The 15,525-nt window shown below is 45.0% G+C and carries 18 protein-coding genes; 7 read left to right on the top strand and 11 right to left on the bottom strand.

Translation table 11 applies throughout. The annotated features are described in order from the left end of the window. The first annotated feature begins 7 nt into the window (after nucleotides 1–7). The 7 genes from BJ885_RS00335 to BJ885_RS00305 all read left to right on the top strand — a co-directional run bounded on the left by BJ885_RS00335 (nucleotide 8) and on the right by BJ885_RS00305 (nucleotide 7,289). A complete protein-coding gene (locus tag BJ885_RS00335; RefSeq protein ID WP_166642369.1) occupies nucleotides 8–1,060 on the top strand; it encodes a nucleoside-diphosphate kinase in 1,053 nt (350 codons plus the stop codon). Further along, on the top strand, nucleotides 1,053–1,763 hold the full coding sequence (locus tag BJ885_RS00330; RefSeq protein WP_029739713.1) for an iron-containing redox enzyme family protein: 711 nt from the start codon (nucleotides 1,053–1,055) through the stop codon (nucleotides 1,761–1,763). The genes BJ885_RS00335 and BJ885_RS00330 overlap by 8 nt, the downstream gene beginning before the upstream one ends. 14 nt (nucleotides 1,764–1,777) lie before the next feature. Further along, nucleotides 1,778–2,836: a M14 family metallopeptidase gene (locus BJ885_RS00325; protein ID WP_121930940.1), complete on the top strand. Its 1,059-nt coding sequence runs from the start codon at nucleotides 1,778–1,780 to the stop codon at nucleotides 2,834–2,836. Beyond that, nucleotides 2,833–4,014 carry an MFS transporter gene (locus BJ885_RS00320; protein WP_183128598.1) on the top strand — a complete coding sequence of 394 codons (1,182 nt, stop codon included), beginning with the start codon at nucleotides 2,833–2,835 and terminating at the stop codon, nucleotides 4,012–4,014. Before BJ885_RS00325 ends, BJ885_RS00320 begins: the two co-directional genes overlap by 4 nt. Then, nucleotides 4,004–5,119: a nucleotidyltransferase family protein gene (locus BJ885_RS00315; RefSeq protein ID WP_121930938.1), complete on the top strand. Its 1,116-nt coding sequence runs from the start codon at nucleotides 4,004–4,006 to the stop codon at nucleotides 5,117–5,119. Before BJ885_RS00320 ends, BJ885_RS00315 begins: the two co-directional genes overlap by 11 nt. A 187-nt stretch (nucleotides 5,120–5,306) precedes the next feature. After that, nucleotides 5,307–6,656, top strand: a complete 1,350-nt coding sequence (locus BJ885_RS00310; protein ID WP_121930937.1) for an iron-containing redox enzyme family protein — start codon at nucleotides 5,307–5,309, stop codon at nucleotides 6,654–6,656. A gap of 6 nt (nucleotides 6,657–6,662) precedes the next feature. Continuing rightward, nucleotides 6,663–7,289: a histidine phosphatase family protein gene (locus BJ885_RS00305; protein WP_029739708.1), complete on the top strand. Its 627-nt coding sequence runs from the start codon at nucleotides 6,663–6,665 to the stop codon at nucleotides 7,287–7,289. A 681-nt stretch (nucleotides 7,290–7,970) separates the two neighbouring features. Here BJ885_RS00305 and BJ885_RS00300 read toward each other — a convergent pair. The 11 genes from BJ885_RS00300 to BJ885_RS00255 form a co-directional block, all read right to left on the bottom strand. After that, entirely contained in the window at nucleotides 7,971–8,891 is a 921-nt protein-coding gene (locus tag BJ885_RS00300) for a hypothetical protein (RefSeq protein WP_121930936.1), read from the bottom strand. A gap of 113 nt (nucleotides 8,892–9,004) precedes the next feature. Further along, the gene (locus tag BJ885_RS00295) at nucleotides 9,005–9,313 is read right to left on the bottom strand and encodes a hypothetical protein (RefSeq protein WP_121930935.1); all 309 of its coding nucleotides are present in this window, start codon (nucleotides 9,311–9,313) and stop codon (nucleotides 9,005–9,007) included. Continuing rightward, nucleotides 9,306–9,941 carry a nucleotidyltransferase domain-containing protein gene (locus tag BJ885_RS00290; RefSeq protein WP_121930934.1) on the bottom strand — a complete coding sequence of 212 codons (636 nt, stop codon included), beginning with the start codon at nucleotides 9,939–9,941 and terminating at the stop codon, nucleotides 9,306–9,308. Before BJ885_RS00290 ends, BJ885_RS00295 begins: the two co-directional genes overlap by 8 nt. Before the next feature lie 2 nt (nucleotides 9,942–9,943). Next, entirely contained in the window at nucleotides 9,944–10,750 is an 807-nt protein-coding gene (locus BJ885_RS00285; protein ID WP_121930933.1) for a pentapeptide repeat-containing protein, read from the bottom strand. A 511-nt stretch (nucleotides 10,751–11,261) separates the two neighbouring features. Then, the gene (locus BJ885_RS23400) at nucleotides 11,262–11,588 is read right to left on the bottom strand and encodes a hypothetical protein (RefSeq protein ID WP_121930932.1); all 327 of its coding nucleotides are present in this window, start codon (nucleotides 11,586–11,588) and stop codon (nucleotides 11,262–11,264) included. Then, entirely contained in the window at nucleotides 11,585–11,719 is a 135-nt protein-coding gene (locus tag BJ885_RS23395) for a hypothetical protein (protein ID WP_259467182.1), read from the bottom strand. The genes BJ885_RS23400 and BJ885_RS23395 overlap by 4 nt, the downstream gene beginning before the upstream one ends. Nucleotides 11,720–11,860: 141 nt before the next feature. Continuing rightward, a complete protein-coding gene (locus BJ885_RS00275) occupies nucleotides 11,861–12,646 on the bottom strand; it encodes a hypothetical protein (RefSeq protein ID WP_048973615.1) in 786 nt (261 codons plus the stop codon). Beyond that, on the bottom strand, nucleotides 12,643–12,816 hold the full coding sequence (locus BJ885_RS23220; RefSeq protein WP_183128596.1) for a hypothetical protein: 174 nt from the start codon (nucleotides 12,814–12,816) through the stop codon (nucleotides 12,643–12,645). Before BJ885_RS23220 ends, BJ885_RS00275 begins: the two co-directional genes overlap by 4 nt. 412 nt (nucleotides 12,817–13,228) lie before the next feature. Beyond that, nucleotides 13,229–14,992 carry a primase-like DNA-binding domain-containing protein gene (locus BJ885_RS00265; protein WP_048973617.1) on the bottom strand — a complete coding sequence of 588 codons (1,764 nt, stop codon included), beginning with the start codon at nucleotides 14,990–14,992 and terminating at the stop codon, nucleotides 13,229–13,231. Further along, nucleotides 14,989–15,303, bottom strand: coding sequence for a DUF4222 domain-containing protein (locus tag BJ885_RS00260; protein ID WP_121930931.1), 315 nt, complete (start codon nucleotides 15,301–15,303; stop codon nucleotides 14,989–14,991). The genes BJ885_RS00265 and BJ885_RS00260 overlap by 4 nt, the downstream gene beginning before the upstream one ends. Before the next feature lie 11 nt (nucleotides 15,304–15,314). Further along, nucleotides 15,315–15,518: a hypothetical protein gene (locus BJ885_RS00255; protein ID WP_014830796.1), complete on the bottom strand. Its 204-nt coding sequence runs from the start codon at nucleotides 15,516–15,518 to the stop codon at nucleotides 15,315–15,317. Nucleotides 15,519–15,525: the final 7 nt, after the last annotated feature.

Raw genomic sequence — 15,525 nt, 5'->3', positions numbered from 1 at the left:
GTCCTTAATGTATAATACCGGTGAAGATATTATTGATGAGGTTGGTCATGATAGTTGGGAAGGTTTAACTGTCATGCCCGAGAAAAAAACATTTTATTCTCGAGATGTATACTTCAGGGAAGCCTGGAGTGACGCGCGGAAGGTTTTTGGTGAAAATACCGTCTCTTTTTTGCAAAATATTGCTGTTCTGGTATTCAAACCCGATGCATTCATGGCAAGGAAATGTCAGGCTGCGCTTGATTATTTGCAGCGCCAAAACTTTACGCCGATTACATGGCGAGAGTTTCGCTATAATCACTGGACAATGCGAGAAGATTGGCGCTATCAGCTGAATCAGTTTTCACTGGACCGAATTTTTCTTAATGAAAAGCTGCTTACCAGTGACGACTGCACTATGGTTGTATTTCGTGATAATAGCCAGAAGCGTGAGTTGCCGGGCACGGTACGCCTTCAGTCCCTGAAGGGAAGTTCTTTACCAGAATTACATAAGCCAGAGCAGTTACGAGCGATTTTGAAGAGTCATAATCGTTTATTTAAATTTGTCCATACCACAGATGAGCCTGCTGATATTATCAGGGAATCTGGAATACTGTTTAGTTCAGAGGAACGCCACAATTTTTTTCAGGAGATTGTTGATAACTTTCATGAAAATAAATCGGCACAACTTGCTGATTATTTGGATGGAAAAACATCACGCTTTTCTGAAAATGATTTCAACTGGCCCACTGCGCTGGAAGAACTACGATCTTCAGTCAGCACTTGCCCGTTTCCGAAAGAGGCTAACCTATTGCTTGCTGACATTGAACAGTGGCTTTTGCATGGCATGCCCGCGGGTAAAGCGTTATCCGTGAGGGAACTGGAGAACAAGCTTCACAAGCTTGATATCCACCTCAGCAATGTTGCATTCATGATTATTTGTACCAACTTGATTCATCACAGTTACTCGCTGGAGTTTGCATTAATGCGGGGTGATGGACTTGATGACTGGCTTGCAGGTAAAGGTAAACACGTTCCATTCAACAGTTCAATGCGTAACACGACTGAGGGGTTTTATGAGTAATAATCATAGTGAATTCAGACAGCGGGTCGATAAATTTATTGCAGATCGTGTAAATAAATTTCTTACTACTGTGCCTGGCGCATCACACCAGAAAGACGCCAAAAATATTAATCTCGAATATTACAAACGTAATTTAATTGAAATAATTCTGCGTTTACGGATGAAGCGCACGATTGATGGTTTAACTATTCATTATTTTACAAAAACCGATCCGCGACTTGCCAAACGCTGGTGCGAGTATACGGGGGATGAAATGCTACATGACTCCATGTTTGCTGCTGATTTGAAGAAAGTTGGTGTGTCACCAGATGAGATTTATTCAACCGAGCCACTTTTATCCACAAAGTTGCTTCAGGGATATTTCTATTACGGTCTTGAACATGAAGGTCGCCCGTTAGCATCACTCTGCAGTTCGTATTTTATTGAATCAGCATCTGAAAAAACGCAACCCGATATTATTGACAATATTGAGCAGGTTATGGGCAAAGAGTATGTCAGAGGTCAGCGCGCACATGTTGATCATGACGATGATGATGATCATGTCGACTTTGTCTGGGATGTGTTGGTCAAAACAGCGAATCTTCCTGAAGATGAAGAGAAGATCCTTTCGCATATTGATAATGTCTACAAGCTTTTCGTTATGTATTACGAAGAGCTCTATCATCTGACCTTTGATAAATCTGATATCGATAATGTGGCCTGATGGAGTGATGTAACATGAGCATGTATACCGAAAGCAGAGCGCAATTTAGTCGTCTTGCGCAGCAACGTGGAGTAGAAGTAACACAGATCCCCGTGACACTGGGGCAAGAAGGTAGTGCTCTTCATTTAACGTATACGGTGCTCGGTGATCTTCAGGCGAAAACCTGCATTGTTGTTTTTTCTGGTGTGCATGGCGTTGAGGGACTACCTGGTGCACTTATACAGGAAACCCTTCTCAGGGATTTCCCAACGCCAAAACATATTGCGATTTGCCTGGTGCATGCCGTCAATCCCTGGGGTATGCATGAGCTTCGGCGAGTGAATGAGACAAATATCGATCTCAACAGAAATTTTATTGGTGGGTCTGTTCCCCAGCGCAACAGGGATTATGATCGCGCGCGTGAAATAATTTGTCCTGCTGGCTCTGAGCTACCCGACCAGTCGCAGCTTCGATCAAAGTTGCTTGAATGGATTACACACGACGGGCTTCAACGTGTACAGTCGGTGATCACCAGCGGGCAGTATCATCACCCTGAAGGACTCTTTTATGGCGGGGATAAGATCACGCCGAGCCAGATCGCTGTACGCGAAGTATGCCTGACATTATCCCGCCAGTTCCGTCATTTTCTGGTGCTCGATATTCATACGGGGCTGGGTGAAAAGGGACAACTAAGTATCATCCGTGAAGGTGGACGGGGTATCGGCAAAGAGCCTGTTCTCGCTCAGGCCATTAATTACGCCAGCCATAATGCGGTTTCCTCTCTACTCCAGGGCACGCTGACCGGCTATGTCGATAGCCTTTTTCCTGGCGGGCGGGCAGAAGGTTATGTTCTGGAGTTAGGTACCAGTCCAGCGCTGGAAGTCATGATCGCGATGCAGCGTGAGAACTGGTTATGGCAACGGCAGATCAGTTCCGGACCACAATACGACAAGGTTCGAGAGGAATTTCGCGAGGTATTTTTCCCGTCGGATCCTCAATGGCTGGCACTGGCCAGAGAAGCTATTTACCAGACGGTAGAGGGAGCCATCAAAGTTCTGAATGCTTCTTGCCCGGTGCAGGAGGTATCTTCATGACCCGGCTACTCTTGCAATTTACCTATTCCAAAATTATCGCTGTCGGCCTCTCGGTGCTGATTCCCATTTTTCTTGCTCAGCAGATTGCCGATGCTGATGTCTTTGCCACTTACCGTGCGATGGAATACTTTCCTTATATTGTGGTTGGTATTATTGTTGGGGCATCAATTGATTCCTGGGGGGCGGGGATCATTATGCGCTGGAGTCTTTATCTCCATATACTCCCGCTGGGGTTGATGGTCCTGGTCTATAACAAATGGTTACCTATACAGGCGCTTTATGTCGCGCTATTTATTATGTCGGCTGTTGCCTACAGCGTCTCTGCAGGGACTAGCCGTACTGCTTATGATGTGCTGCCAAAAGAAAAATGGGGCGATTTTAATACGAGAACATCACTGTTTGAACAAATTGTTACCGTCGTTATTCCCCTTGCAATGGGGTGGGCGCTAACCTGGTCTTTGCAGTGGACGCTGTTTCTGCTAATTGGTTTCTCTTTTGGGGTGTCGCTGATTACCCCACGTTATGAAAAAAGGGAAAGCGTGCACCAGCCCTGGTATTCGCTGTTTTTCGTACGTGTTAAGGAAGGAATTAAGGCATTCAGAGCGAATCGTGCTTTGATGCATCTCTCATTTATTATTTTGCTCGTGAATGCTGTCGAAACTGTGCCAGCAACATTGATGGTTTTTTACGCTACCCATGAGTTAAAGCTGAGTGCTCTTGATACCGGGAGTATCATTACAGCAGCAGGGGTGGGGGGCATTGTCGGGGCATGGCTGTTAGGTTTTATCAGTAAAAGGCCCTCAATGCTGCTGGGGCTTCTGGTTGCGTCAATGCTCATCAACGCACTGCTCTATTTTCTTGTTTATGAACTAAACAGCTACCCTGTACTGGTGATTTCAATGTTCATCGAATCACTATCGATAGTGATTTCAGCGGTCTCATTTCGAACATTACGCCAGCTCTGTTCTGATCCTGCCAGCTATGGGACCACGCTAGGTATCTCAGGGGCTCTTGTTAAAAGTGGGATCCCTGTCGCGACCTTGATTGGTGGGTATATAGCCTGGCGGATGGGGGTACGGCAGGTCTATCTACTCACAGCAGTCGTTGAGTTAGTGTTAACTGTTCCCGTTACCTTATGGGCACTGAAATCACACAGGGAGTCTGTCTATGAAATTTAATAAAGAATTATTGAGCTTCTACGATTATTTCAGTCAGTATCTTATTTCTGGTCGCGATGCTGTATTACCGTCTATCGGTGAAGAACACTGGGAAGAGCTGTATCGAAATAAATTACTTTATGCCTGGCTTGAATTTTGGTGCAAAGAAAATACACTTTCTTCATGGGCACAAAAAAGACTGGATATTTATCGTAAAAAAAGCTTGCTGCATGAGAAATTACTTGCAAGACTAACACAGAAATGTAAGTCTGATTCTTTGATAACCCTTAAAGGGGAAAGCTTTAAGCATTTTTATCCTCAAGGATTTCAGCGTGAATCTCGCGATGTTGATATCTTATATAAAAATGAAAAAGATTTTATCGAGGCACATGATTATCTATTGTCTCTTGGCTTCAAAGAAATGTTTGTCTGGGTGCGGAAAACGAATAACAGCATTGCAAGTTCTGCCAAGTTTCGACTGAGGAATAATGCTGGCGAACGTGCTCTTGATGATGTATATGTTGAGATTCATTTTAATGCATTTCCTGTGTCAAATTTTTCAAATTTATATTTTAATCAATTATACGTCTTGACAGAAGCAATGAGATTAGTTGTATTATTGATTGCTGAATTTACTTTCCGTGATGGTGTGACTAAAAAATTCACATTGCGTGACATGATGGATGTAAAGCTGACGTTTAATCTGATAAAAAGAGAGGAATGGGATTCTTTAAGCAACTTATTAAAACAGGCTAAACTTGAAGCGCCGTTATTATTGCTGGCTGATTTTTGGCAACAGGAAATCCATGAGTTAATGCCTCCTCTTCTGGCATGGCTGCATGAGCAATACCACGCGGTACGCTGGGATGGGCATTATTCTATTATTGAACATCAATCATGGCCTTATCAGCAACAGTCTGGGATGGCTCGTCAGGATTTCGATGAACTGGTACAGCTTCACGGCTTGCTTTACGATTCACCGAGGCAGACGACAAGAAAATACTCCACCGAAGAAATGACGCAGTGGATGGAAAAAGGAATGCCTGTTGTTGCTAAATATGAGCCAGCGAATGCAGGTTTCACGTTTCTGGAACGTTATAAAATTTGTGACCGTTTTATTTATTAGTTTTGGGTATTTAACCCGAAAATCGGTGTATGAAAACAGGCCCTCTTCGAGGATTATTAACCTTCAACAAGGAGACTAACATGAAAGTTACTCGTCGTGTTATTCCAGTAATGAACGCTCGTCTGTAATAGATCAAACCAGGCACTCTGTTTCGATAGAGTGCCTTTACTTTTTTGAGGGTTTCTTTATGATTTATCAAAACAATCCATGCCTCGCAAAAGATATCACCTTTCGACTCGATCGCCAGCAAGTTATTTTTATTACTCCCAGCGAGAGTTTTACCATTGATTTTGAGAATGAAATAATGGCCCAGGCCGCCGGAGATATTCTTAAACATTTGACGGATGCTGATATTAATGTTCCAGCGCTGAATGAAAGGCTGGGTTCGGCAATGCAGCCATATACGGTTAATGATTTTCTCTCTATGCTCGATGAGCAACATCTACTTTCTGACGCTCAATCTGTAAATGACGTCATTTCAGGCAAGGCGTTTATCTGTGAGATTGAGAATTATTATTACAATATTGTTTTACCTGCTTTTGAACAGGATGAATTTAGCCGCAAAGTATTCACCAAAACTATAGACGACGCGGCGTTAAAGCGCTGGTCCGTTGAATATTACCATGTCACTCGGGCTGCAGAACGGGTACTTACCGCATCTTTGCGCGACTATGGTAATGACGACCTGACGATGGCGATCCGTGACTTCTTCTTTGATGAAGTCGGTCATGAAAAATTACTGCGCCGGTCGTTACTGGGTTTTGGGATGAGCGACGAGGAAATTGAATCTACCAGTCCTCATCTCTGCACTGAGGCTACAATGGCCATGTTACTCAAAGCGGCTCATTTTCATTTGCCGACCTTCGTCACGCTGGTGGCACTGATGGAAGGAACCAGTGAGGAAAGTCAGGCCTATATTGACGTACTGGAGAACTCCGGTCTCGCTCCAGAAGCAATACGTAGCCAGATAGTCCATGAGAAGATTAATATTGAAGGTGAGCATGGTAATGAAGGGCGCGAAATTTTCTCGCATATTAATGCTCTTAGCGTAAATGATTTAGTTATTGCCAAGAAAGCTGTCCGTGAATTTTATGCTATACGCCGGGCTATTACACCCTGGCTCTTAGGCGGCATTAGCTTTGCCGGCGTGGATAAGGTGCTTTTCCTGGAAACACTGAGTGAAATGCTTCCTCAGTTGAAAATGAGCACATTACCGATTGCAATCCCCAGAGCCACGCTGTCACAAAGTGATAAGCTGGTGAAGACGCTGTGCACGCTTAAGCAACTTCCAGTGGTTGAATTTGATATCAATAAAGACGAAGAGTTGTTAATGCTAATGCTGGAGAATGTTCTCTGGAAAACCGCCTGTACAGATCTTGCTCGTTATACGAATACGCTTGAATGGCTTGAACAGCTCGTTCAGGGTACCGTTTCGGACTACCGTGAAGAGGATATCATTGGGTCAATCTGGAATGCATGGCATGCCTTGCCATCATTGCCTCTTGTGGATGCAGGCCAGCTACTGGAGCAATTGTAATTTCTGATGAAAGTGATTTTAGTGCGGCATGCAGAAACAGAATGGAATCAGCACGGTGTTATCCAGGGACACAAGGATAGCCCGTTGACTGCCCGCGGCACGCTGGAAACATCGGCATTACTGACGGCTTTAACGGATGCTGCTTATCCGGTGGAATGTGTCTTTACTTCACCTCTTGGACGCGCGTGGAAAATGGGTCAGGCACTGGCGGGCCATTTTCAGTGCCCGCTGGTGATCGAAGAGGCCCTAAAAGAACAGTCATTTGGTCAATATGAAGGTATGACGAAGGCACAATTAGAGCAGGAATATCCGAGTCAGTTTCTCGCGTTATTTTCACAGAATGCCGCGTTTTGTCCTCCTGGCGGCGAGTCGCTTGCCCACGCTTCTCAGCGTATTATCCATTTTTTGCACGAGAAGATGGCAACCACAACGCATCAGACGTTCTGTGTTGTCACTCACGGACATGTCATGCAGGGTATGCTTGCGTTGCTTAAAGAGGGCAACATCGATCATTTCAACCGCTACGCACAACCGAACGCGAGTTATACCGTGCTGGAGGCGGGCGGAGAGGAGGATATGACCCTCCGTTGGGGGATCGCTTCCCATTTGCTTAAGCTGTCCAGTGCTGAGTGAGCAAATGGGGAAAGACAAGCGCGGTGCGCCAGTATCTGAGAGACGGTTAAGCGTCACCGAATCCTGCTCTCTGGCTGCTTGTAAAAGATAAGCGTGTACGACAGCAATATCAGCAACGCGCGTTGCCCGGTTTCCTGGCCCATTCCGCAGCACAACGCGGCAGGCTCCGCCAGAACATCACCCAGGGTATGGCTTATTGAATGCCTGCAGTGTGCTGACGCGGGGCAGTGCCCGCTTGCGCCAGCTATCGGCATAGACTCCCTCGCCGATCATGGTCTCAAATATCGCCGGAATCACCCGGTCCTCATTCAGGATGATCGTTACGATGTCGTGATTGCGCGTGGCGGCAAGTTCATATCAGGAGATAAGATGCGGCCAGAAAGCGCAGTATACGGGCTTTTAGTTGATTTCGGTAGATTTGGGAAAAGTTTGAAATGGTGCGATAATAGGAGTCAATAAAACAACCCAACCAATTGAATATCAACAAAAATGACAGTTATGAATTACAAAGATACCCCCAAAAGTACCCCCTATCGACTATGTTTTATTGATACCAGTAAAACTATTTCATAGCCATTTAAATATTAATTTATAATCTATTCTAAATTCAAAAAATAAAATCGATGCAGAAATTAATTGAAATTCTGCATCGCTGTACATTAATGAAAAGTTTAAACAAATCTATCTTCTTTTTCGTTCACTCCGCTTTGCAAGCTCTGGCACAGATTCTGCGGGGCTAGCTATAGTCGCTATTGATACACCAGAGTCATTTTTTAGAACAACCGAGAAACAATAAGCTAAAGTTTTCCCGGTTTCTCTTGCCATTGTTAGAGCCTTGTCAATCTGCTCGCCAGAAATCCCCCCTTCTGGCGCTGTAATAATAGATTGCATATGAATTTGTCCATCATCCGGATCAGTTGCGACCAATGAGCTCTCAAGAAATTCTTCATAATTATATTGAAGCTGATCCATTCTTTCTTGCATTCCTATCCCACCGGGGCCGTAAGAATGAACAAAACCTGAATCAGAATCTGATTCTAAATCTATTTTTAATTGGTCATTCTCGGAAAAAGGGATATGAAAGTCATTGAAGTTAATAAATTGCCTTCCATCAATTCTCATTTGAAAATGCCAATGGGGAAAATCTGTCTTCGTACCTTCATGACCACGGAAATCGTTTTTTGAACAATCCAAGGTCCATTCTATATTGAGCCACTTTATTGTTATTTCGAAGATTTTACGCTTATCACTCTCTTCTTTTAAGTTATTTATATTTTTGCTGCCGGCTTCTGCAAAAGCAACCCATCTCAAATAAGCAGATATGGAGTAAAAATCATAGTTTTCATATATTTTAGGAAAGTCATTTTTTTTAAACTTACAGCGCCTTAATAACCAGTGAAGACATGGTGAGTTTGAACTTATCGTTGCGAAAGGTTTTTTGCAGAGATAACACATTTGATTTTCATAGTGCTCTATGAAATCACTATACTCATGCTCATATTGTTCCAACTGATGTTTAGTATGTGCTAATGACTCATCCTCTGTAAGTCTCTTAATTGAGGACTTAATGCCCTCAATTTTTTGTTTGTAATCTTCACTCATTTTAACCCCCTTAATTATTTATTTAATTTTATGATGACTCCCATATTTTTTTGAAAATATCTAGCAAAGAATATAAATCCAATCGATTTTGTCATCTAAATATATTAACGCTTTCATTTCGAACTTCCTCTTTCATTGATATGAAATTGCAAATCAAATATTAGACCATCAACTTTTTTTGAAAGAGATTTATAATCCTCAGTAATTTGCTCTTGACTTTTGTTTGCCAAAAAGAAAAGAGTTGATGATAAGTGTTTTAGCAAGACTGCAATTTCATTATCAGAACTAATGTTATTGGCTCTTGACCATCTTTCAATTGCTTTTTCGGTTAAACTTAACAATGGCTCCTCAAAAAAACTCGAACCATTAATTTCTTTCAAGACAATCCTCTGCGCTTTTATTCTATTATTGAATTCACTCACAATTGTCACCTTCAATATTTTTAATTAAATCATTCATCCATAACTCAACATCATTCAACTGACTCTTGGCTTGAATTATTTCCTTTTCATTTAAAATAATGCCCACGCCTCTTGTAGAAAGCACTCTAGCTCTTTCAAGTATCCTGTATGAAGATTCACTCATCTTCAGACTTTTTTCACCTAAATTTTTTGCTGAATTACGAGAAAAATCAGCACATTCACAGGAACTTAACGAATAACATGTTGCAAAATTTCGCACCGACAAGAAAATCGTCGATAAATCAAACACTTCTGTCAATCTTGAGGATTGAATTGACTCTTTAGCTGATAAAAAGATGTTAAGGAATTTACGGCAATCATCTAATCCTGATTTATATGTACTGGGACATCCGATATCACGCAGAAAATTTTTACCATCAGATGAAAAAACCATCTTTGCCTCTAAAAATAGATGCCAAGCAAAAGGATTACCTTCATTCCAAAGTTTTTTTATCCGGTCGTAAGAATATATTGAGTAGTCATTAGGATTAAACCTTGTATCTTTTCCATTAACAATTGCCAGCATATCAACATCTGAGTGAACGTCAATTTCCCCTCGACATACAGAACCAAAAGCATATATGTGCATTGTTATCGCCTATTAAATCTCTTAATTATTATTGACATGAAAAAACCAAACATCACTAATCTTACAAAGGTTATTAAAGTAATATAAGATGTTGCGTAACCAGAAGGAGTTAAAGTGCCTAATAAAATTTGGGGGGATATCTCGAGCGCATCTAAATAAGATTTCACTAACCATACATCACCATAACACCAAACATGATTTAAAGACATAAGTAATATAATTATCATTACAGCTCTAATCAGCTTTATAGTGGATTCTCCATTCCCCCAAACGATATCCAAAGCTTTAAACTGTATCCATTCAAGATACATATAGAATCTTTCACGCCCTTTATATTTCTGTCGATAATATGATTCATTCGAATCCCATGCTTTATGAAGGTGTGCTTCAGTTGCTTGGAGTTCAATTGCAATTGCTTTATTAGCCGATTTAGAATCACCAATTTGCTGATAATTCACCCGCAAGGAACGTGCAAACTTAAGCTTTAAATTTTCTGGACCAGGGCAACCGACATCGAGAATATCATTATCGATGTGAGTCTTATCAAAGCTAGCATAATCAAATTTACACCCATTAAAACTAGTACCTGTGAAATTACAATTTATGAATCGGCATCCAGTGAAATTGCAATTATCAAAGCTACACTTCCTAATATACGCAGCATCAAAAATACAATAACGAAAATCTATATTTTTGAACTCTATATTTAATGCAACCAAACGTTCAAATAATTTATTAATATAAGTTTCATTACTAATTGATGAGTCAAACTTTTTGTCAGAAATCTTTTCCCTTCCACTGTCAATCATTAACTTTTTCCTTAGTTAGAAATTGTTTTGAAGAAAGCACACTTTCTTATAAAGAATTTTCAGTCTAGCACCTTGATATTAATAATAAAAATCATATTTTTTTATACAAGGGTTCTAGTAGTTACTGTCTTAGTAAAACATGACAAATACCAAATTGTCTTTATCACGCAACTGTAACCTAGAGCGCGCACAGCCAAAAACCCCCGCTAGCGGTGCCTGTGGATGACATGTTTTGACAGGTGCATCCAACGATGCTGTACCTGAAGTTTTCTAAAGGGGGAACTGTCAACCGCTCCCCCTAGTAAGGCATAACAAACCATAACAGGCTGACACCTGCCCTGCTTCGCATCAGGATTAACAAAAGTTAACAGCCAAGGCTCAACAAATCTCAACGCCAGCCCTTTACACTTCTGCTGTAGCTGCTGTTCGTAGGCGTCAGGATCCGTTAGGTTGGGTTGACACTTTTCCCAGTTTCTCGCGAAAAAGTGTCAAGTTTGAGGGGCTGGGGGGTTTACAGTTTTTCGCCGTCCAGCAGGCAGAGCGCCCTTAATCTTGTTTTGCTCCAGTCATCCGGCGTATCGGGGTGCATTGTGGCAACGTAGGCCAGCTCAGAACGAAGAAACCGTAAAGCTCCCGCGGCACGGTCTTTGCCATAGAAGCTGTGGGTTTCTTCATCCGGCCGGAAGAGAATCAGCAATTGTTCATCGGGCTCGTGCTGAACATCAAAACCCAGCTCAGCGGCTGCTGCCTCTATTCGCTGGCCAGCATTAATATCAGCCGGCAGCTCTTTCCCGCCGTCATGCACCCATACCCACGCGGCGGCCTGCGCCCACGTCATTGCATTGTGATGATCACCAGCACCAGCACCAGAACCAGCACCAGCACCAGCACCAGCACCAGCACCAGCACCAGCACCAGCACCAGCACCAGCACCAGCAGAATTTTGTTTAGCCTGCGATGCTTCGACATCCACTTTATCGCCTGAAATTACAATTTCACCGCGGGCTATCCAGCCGTAAACAGTTTGCCGGCTGACGCCCATATGCCTGGCGTAGGCTGATTTACTTAATAGCATCGTGATGTTTCCCTCCGGGCAGAAAAAAGCCGCCCTCAGGCGGCCTGCTTCTCTTCTGAATGTGTCTGCCGCTGGCTGCCTTTGAGCATCGCGCTGACATGTTCGCTTAACTGGTCAAGGCCGGTCATGCGTGGCTGTACGTCTGATGGATCGTCGTTCTTCCCGTACACGAGATTGTTATACCAGGTTCGGACAGCTGTAATTTGTGCGACGTCTTTCCTTACCGCGTCGACCAGATCGGCAACCGCGTTAATCACCTGCCCGTTCTCTGATGCAATACGGGAGAAGCCGAGACGTTTTAGCTGTTCCGTATCGAGTCCCGAACACACTGCGTGCGCCCTTAGTAAGGCGTCCGCCAGCTCCTGATGCTTTCCACTGTGCATCGACAGCAGCATTTTTTCCTGGCTGCGGCGATCCAGTCGGGCGAATGCCTGGCGCATTTCACTGTCACGCATGAATCCCTGAACATCATCAGATGCCAGTGGATTAACCGGAGCGAGCTTGTTCTTCAGGTAATCGAGAATATTTGCGGCCTGCTCGCTTACGGCTGCCACCCCGCGGGTAAAGTCTTTGAGCGTGTCCGGGTTCCGGGCTTCACCTGCCCTGCGATTTTTTGCCTGTTCGTTCAGATCGGGATCGTTGCGGATAACGTCCAGCAAATCCGCCTCAGCTTCGGCCTGCTGCGCCGTTGTCCTCAGGCTGGTGAGTTCGCCCGCCATACCACGGAATAAAGCGGCCATCTGAGTATTTGGCGCAACAACCTTACCGGCATAACCTGCCAGCTCGATGCTGTGTTTCCCAATTTTGATTGAGTAGCTCATTGCCCTGCCTCCATTTTTGACAGCCCCGTATCAAATACCTTGCGCGCAACAGCATGGATTGACGGCGCGATCCCCATGCCCGACTTCTGGCGCTCCCTCTCCTGAATGGTTTTCAGAGCCTGAATCTGTTCCCCGTTCAGCAGAACGGGCTTAACGTTAACCTTGCTCATGATGCCCCCTGTAATAGCAATCGTTAAAGTTTCATTAATCGCAACAATCAAATAATCAATTGCGATTTATGAAACGATATTAATGAAATAGCAGGGGTTCACAACGTGAAAAGAGTGGATGCGTTTTAAAGAATTTGCCCTCAAGGTATACATGGTGTTCACAAAGGCAAAAAAAATACTTATAAAACAATATATTAACCCATGAATACCAGCCTACATTTTGGGATTTCAGGTCTACACGGTATACATCATTCTGTTTAATAAACCATCAGATGATTAATGTGAGAATGAACACCATGTACACCCTGTGTATACCTGAAAACAAGGTATACATGGCTTATTTCACTGATTTATATATAAATTATTCTCTCGATGTATACCATGTATACCTTTCTCCATATTTATCTGAACTTCATTCTTTATGACCGGCTACAGGATGCGTCTGAGGTAACCAGTCTTCCGCACTTTCCGAAAGTTCGACGTTAGTCACCATGCCACGGGCTCTGCGTTCCTTACGGTACTCGTGATTAAACTCCCTCATCGCGCTTTCCATCCCCTCTGCGAATTTATTCAGCGTCAGAGGTTTGTCGAAACCGTTGGCCTCAAGGAATGCCAGATAAGCGTGATAGAGATAAATTCGCGGATAGTGAGGCGGATTACGGTTTCCTACCATCATTCCCGCACAATCAGCCAGCCGCTCAAGGTGAGCGCAGAAGGCATATAGCGGATCTGTTTTCTGCTTCACCTCCAGTGCTTCTTCGCTGTTCCGTTGCTCCAGCAGCAGCGCCCGCGCTTTTTCCGGGTTCGCAAAGTTCGCCAGCAGCCGGCGAACAACCACCGGAATTTCAGCGGATATCTTTTCTGCCAGGTCGGGATCCTTATCCTCTTCGCTGACGCGCCGGTTAAACTGGAAAATTACGCGGCGCCGGGAAACGCCGCCGGCACGTTCGGTGAAAATCATCGGCGTATTGTTTGTGGCCACAACCACCGCCCGCAGAACGGCGGTGTACTGGTGCTCGTGTTTCGGGTCGATCTCCACGGCATCCCCGCCGGTTATCGCTTTTATCCCGGTGCCCTCTCCTGAATATTTGGGCTGATCAGGAAGCGTTATCATGCTTTTCCCGACGAACTGCGCCCGCCCACGCGCGCTGTCGAGCGCCGCCATGTTCCCGCTGGCGGTGTTATGCGCGCCGGCCAGCATCGTGGCGATATGGGTAAAGACACTTTTCCCGCTGCCGCCCTCACCGGTTATCTCGAGGAACAACTGCCAGTCGTACCGGTTCGCCAGCACCATAAAGAGCGCTGCAGCGATACGCTGCATCTTAATTGCGTCTCTATCTGATGCGTAACTTAGCCACTTATGGAAGTTCGGCGCGTGGTCGCGGAGGTTTTCGCCCGGCACCGCCGGCGTGTAGGTCACGCCGTTATGGTTGGTCAGCCAGTTATCCTGGCTGTGTTCGGAGAAAACGCCGGTTTCCATATCGTAAACACCGTTTGCAAAGGGGATCAGGCTGCGCCGCGGCTCCCCCATTACCGGGATAACAATTTTCAGGGCGTCGATAACGTTGTTGATCGCGCGCTTGCTGAAGTTGGTTTTGTTCTCGTTGTAGATAGCCACCATTTCGCGGCTCAGCTCGAGCAGTGACGTTTTCTCCCAGATGCCGGCGCGGTAGACGTACACGCTTTCGCTGTTTTCATTAATCGCAATGCCGGTGTAACGCGCCGCCAGTATGAGCGCCTTTTCGTTATCAGCCAGGTCGCGGAGGTTTACATCCGTCAGCGGTTTGCCGATCACCATGCTTTTGCCGGCTTCCGCATCGGCTTTGAGGCGCGGCAGCTGCGGCGTCCAGTCCTCCAGAAGCTGATAACCTTCAGAGTAGAATTGCGCGCGCTCCACGCCGGCCACCGCCAGCTTTGTAGCGAGAATGGTTATCTGCCTTTCGGTCAGATGCCCACCGCGGCAAACCCGGGCATAGAGCCGGCCATCATCAACAATGCGGATATTCTCCAGCTCCGCCAGCTGCTTTTTATCCAGCACAACCGGCGGCACCGTGTCGCCAATCGGGTTCATTTCCTGCCATGCTTTGGCGAACGTCCAGGCATCAGCGCCGGCAAAGATAATTGACTCCTCCATGAGATCCGCCGGCTGCTTTTTAAGGTTTGGTGCATTCTTCATTTTCTGTTCCCTCGCTCCCTGATGATTTCACGCATAACCCGAATTCGTTCGATGCCCAGCACCCGCATAATCCGATCGATATTTTTTTCGCCGGCGACCGGCGCGGAAGAAACAAATTCAAATTCCCGCACCAGTCTTTCTGGCGTGCAAAAACACGGTGAGCTGTACCCCTCGCGGCAATATGTCACTCTGTCGAATCGGTAACTTTCGATAATTACGATGTTGCCCCGCCCGTCCTTCCATTTATCGCCCGGCCTGATTTCAGGGTGAGCGCGGCCACCAGCAGCTAAGCCGGAATTTTTAATCGTCATAATTTTTTACCTCACGCCGCTGGCGGGATTACCTGATAACCAATTTTCTTCAGAAAGCGCGCGGCACTCTCCACCGTAAAAATGATCTCGTCGTCCATAAGGGGGCGCATCGACTGAAGACCGTTTGACGTGTCCACCAGATAGCGGCCGCCGGCCGGGAAACTGAAAACGTTTTTGCCGTCGGCCCGGCGAACCAGATCGTAAACAGGAGTCATAATTTCT

Origin of the sequence: Enterobacter sp. WP_7_1 (assembly GCF_003688535.1) — a bacterium.
Lineage (GTDB): Bacteria > Pseudomonadota > Gammaproteobacteria > Enterobacterales > Enterobacteriaceae > Enterobacter > Enterobacter asburiae.
The sequence above is the reverse complement of the archived record's forward strand: the minus strand, read 5'-3'. Positions and strand labels throughout refer to the sequence as shown.

Excerpts from the sequence above, each read along its gene's own strand:
- BJ885_RS00260 (WP_121930931.1), bottom strand. The coding sequence starts at position 15,303 with ATGACGATTAAAAATTCCGGCTTAGCTGCTGGTGGCCGCGCTCACCCT.
- BJ885_RS00330 (WP_029739713.1), top strand. The coding sequence starts at position 1,053 with ATGAGTAATAATCATAGTGAATTCAGACAGCGGGTCGATAAATTTATT.
- BJ885_RS00325 (WP_121930940.1), top strand. The coding sequence starts at position 1,778 with ATGAGCATGTATACCGAAAGCAGAGCGCAATTTAGTCGTCTTGCGCAG.
- BJ885_RS00275 (WP_048973615.1), bottom strand. The coding sequence starts at position 12,646 with ATGAGCTACTCAATCAAAATTGGGAAACACAGCATCGAGCTGGCAGGT.
- BJ885_RS00305 (WP_029739708.1), top strand. The coding sequence starts at position 6,663 with ATGAAAGTGATTTTAGTGCGGCATGCAGAAACAGAATGGAATCAGCAC.
- BJ885_RS00320 (WP_183128598.1), top strand. The coding sequence starts at position 2,833 with ATGACCCGGCTACTCTTGCAATTTACCTATTCCAAAATTATCGCTGTC.
- BJ885_RS23400 (WP_121930932.1), bottom strand. The coding sequence starts at position 11,588 with ATGACGTGGGCGCAGGCCGCCGCGTGGGTATGGGTGCATGACGGCGGG.
- BJ885_RS00285 (WP_121930933.1), bottom strand. The coding sequence starts at position 10,750 with ATGATTGACAGTGGAAGGGAAAAGATTTCTGACAAAAAGTTTGACTCA.
- BJ885_RS00315 (WP_121930938.1), top strand. The coding sequence starts at position 4,004 with ATGAAATTTAATAAAGAATTATTGAGCTTCTACGATTATTTCAGTCAG.
- BJ885_RS00255 (WP_014830796.1), bottom strand. The coding sequence starts at position 15,518 with ATGACTCCTGTTTACGATCTGGTTCGCCGGGCCGACGGCAAAAACGTT.
- BJ885_RS00265 (WP_048973617.1), bottom strand. The coding sequence starts at position 14,992 with ATGAAGAATGCACCAAACCTTAAAAAGCAGCCGGCGGATCTCATGGAG.
- BJ885_RS23395 (WP_259467182.1), bottom strand. The coding sequence starts at position 11,719 with ATGTCGAAGCATCGCAGGCTAAACAAAATTCTGCTGGTGCTGGTGCTG.
- BJ885_RS23220 (WP_183128596.1), bottom strand. The coding sequence starts at position 12,816 with ATGAGCAAGGTTAACGTTAAGCCCGTTCTGCTGAACGGGGAACAGATT.
- BJ885_RS00335 (WP_166642369.1), top strand. The coding sequence starts at position 8 with ATGTATAATACCGGTGAAGATATTATTGATGAGGTTGGTCATGATAGT.
- BJ885_RS00290 (WP_121930934.1), bottom strand. The coding sequence starts at position 9,941 with ATGCACATATATGCTTTTGGTTCTGTATGTCGAGGGGAAATTGACGTT.
- BJ885_RS00300 (WP_121930936.1), bottom strand. The coding sequence starts at position 8,891 with ATGAGTGAAGATTACAAACAAAAAATTGAGGGCATTAAGTCCTCAATT.
- BJ885_RS00310 (WP_121930937.1), top strand. The coding sequence starts at position 5,307 with ATGATTTATCAAAACAATCCATGCCTCGCAAAAGATATCACCTTTCGA.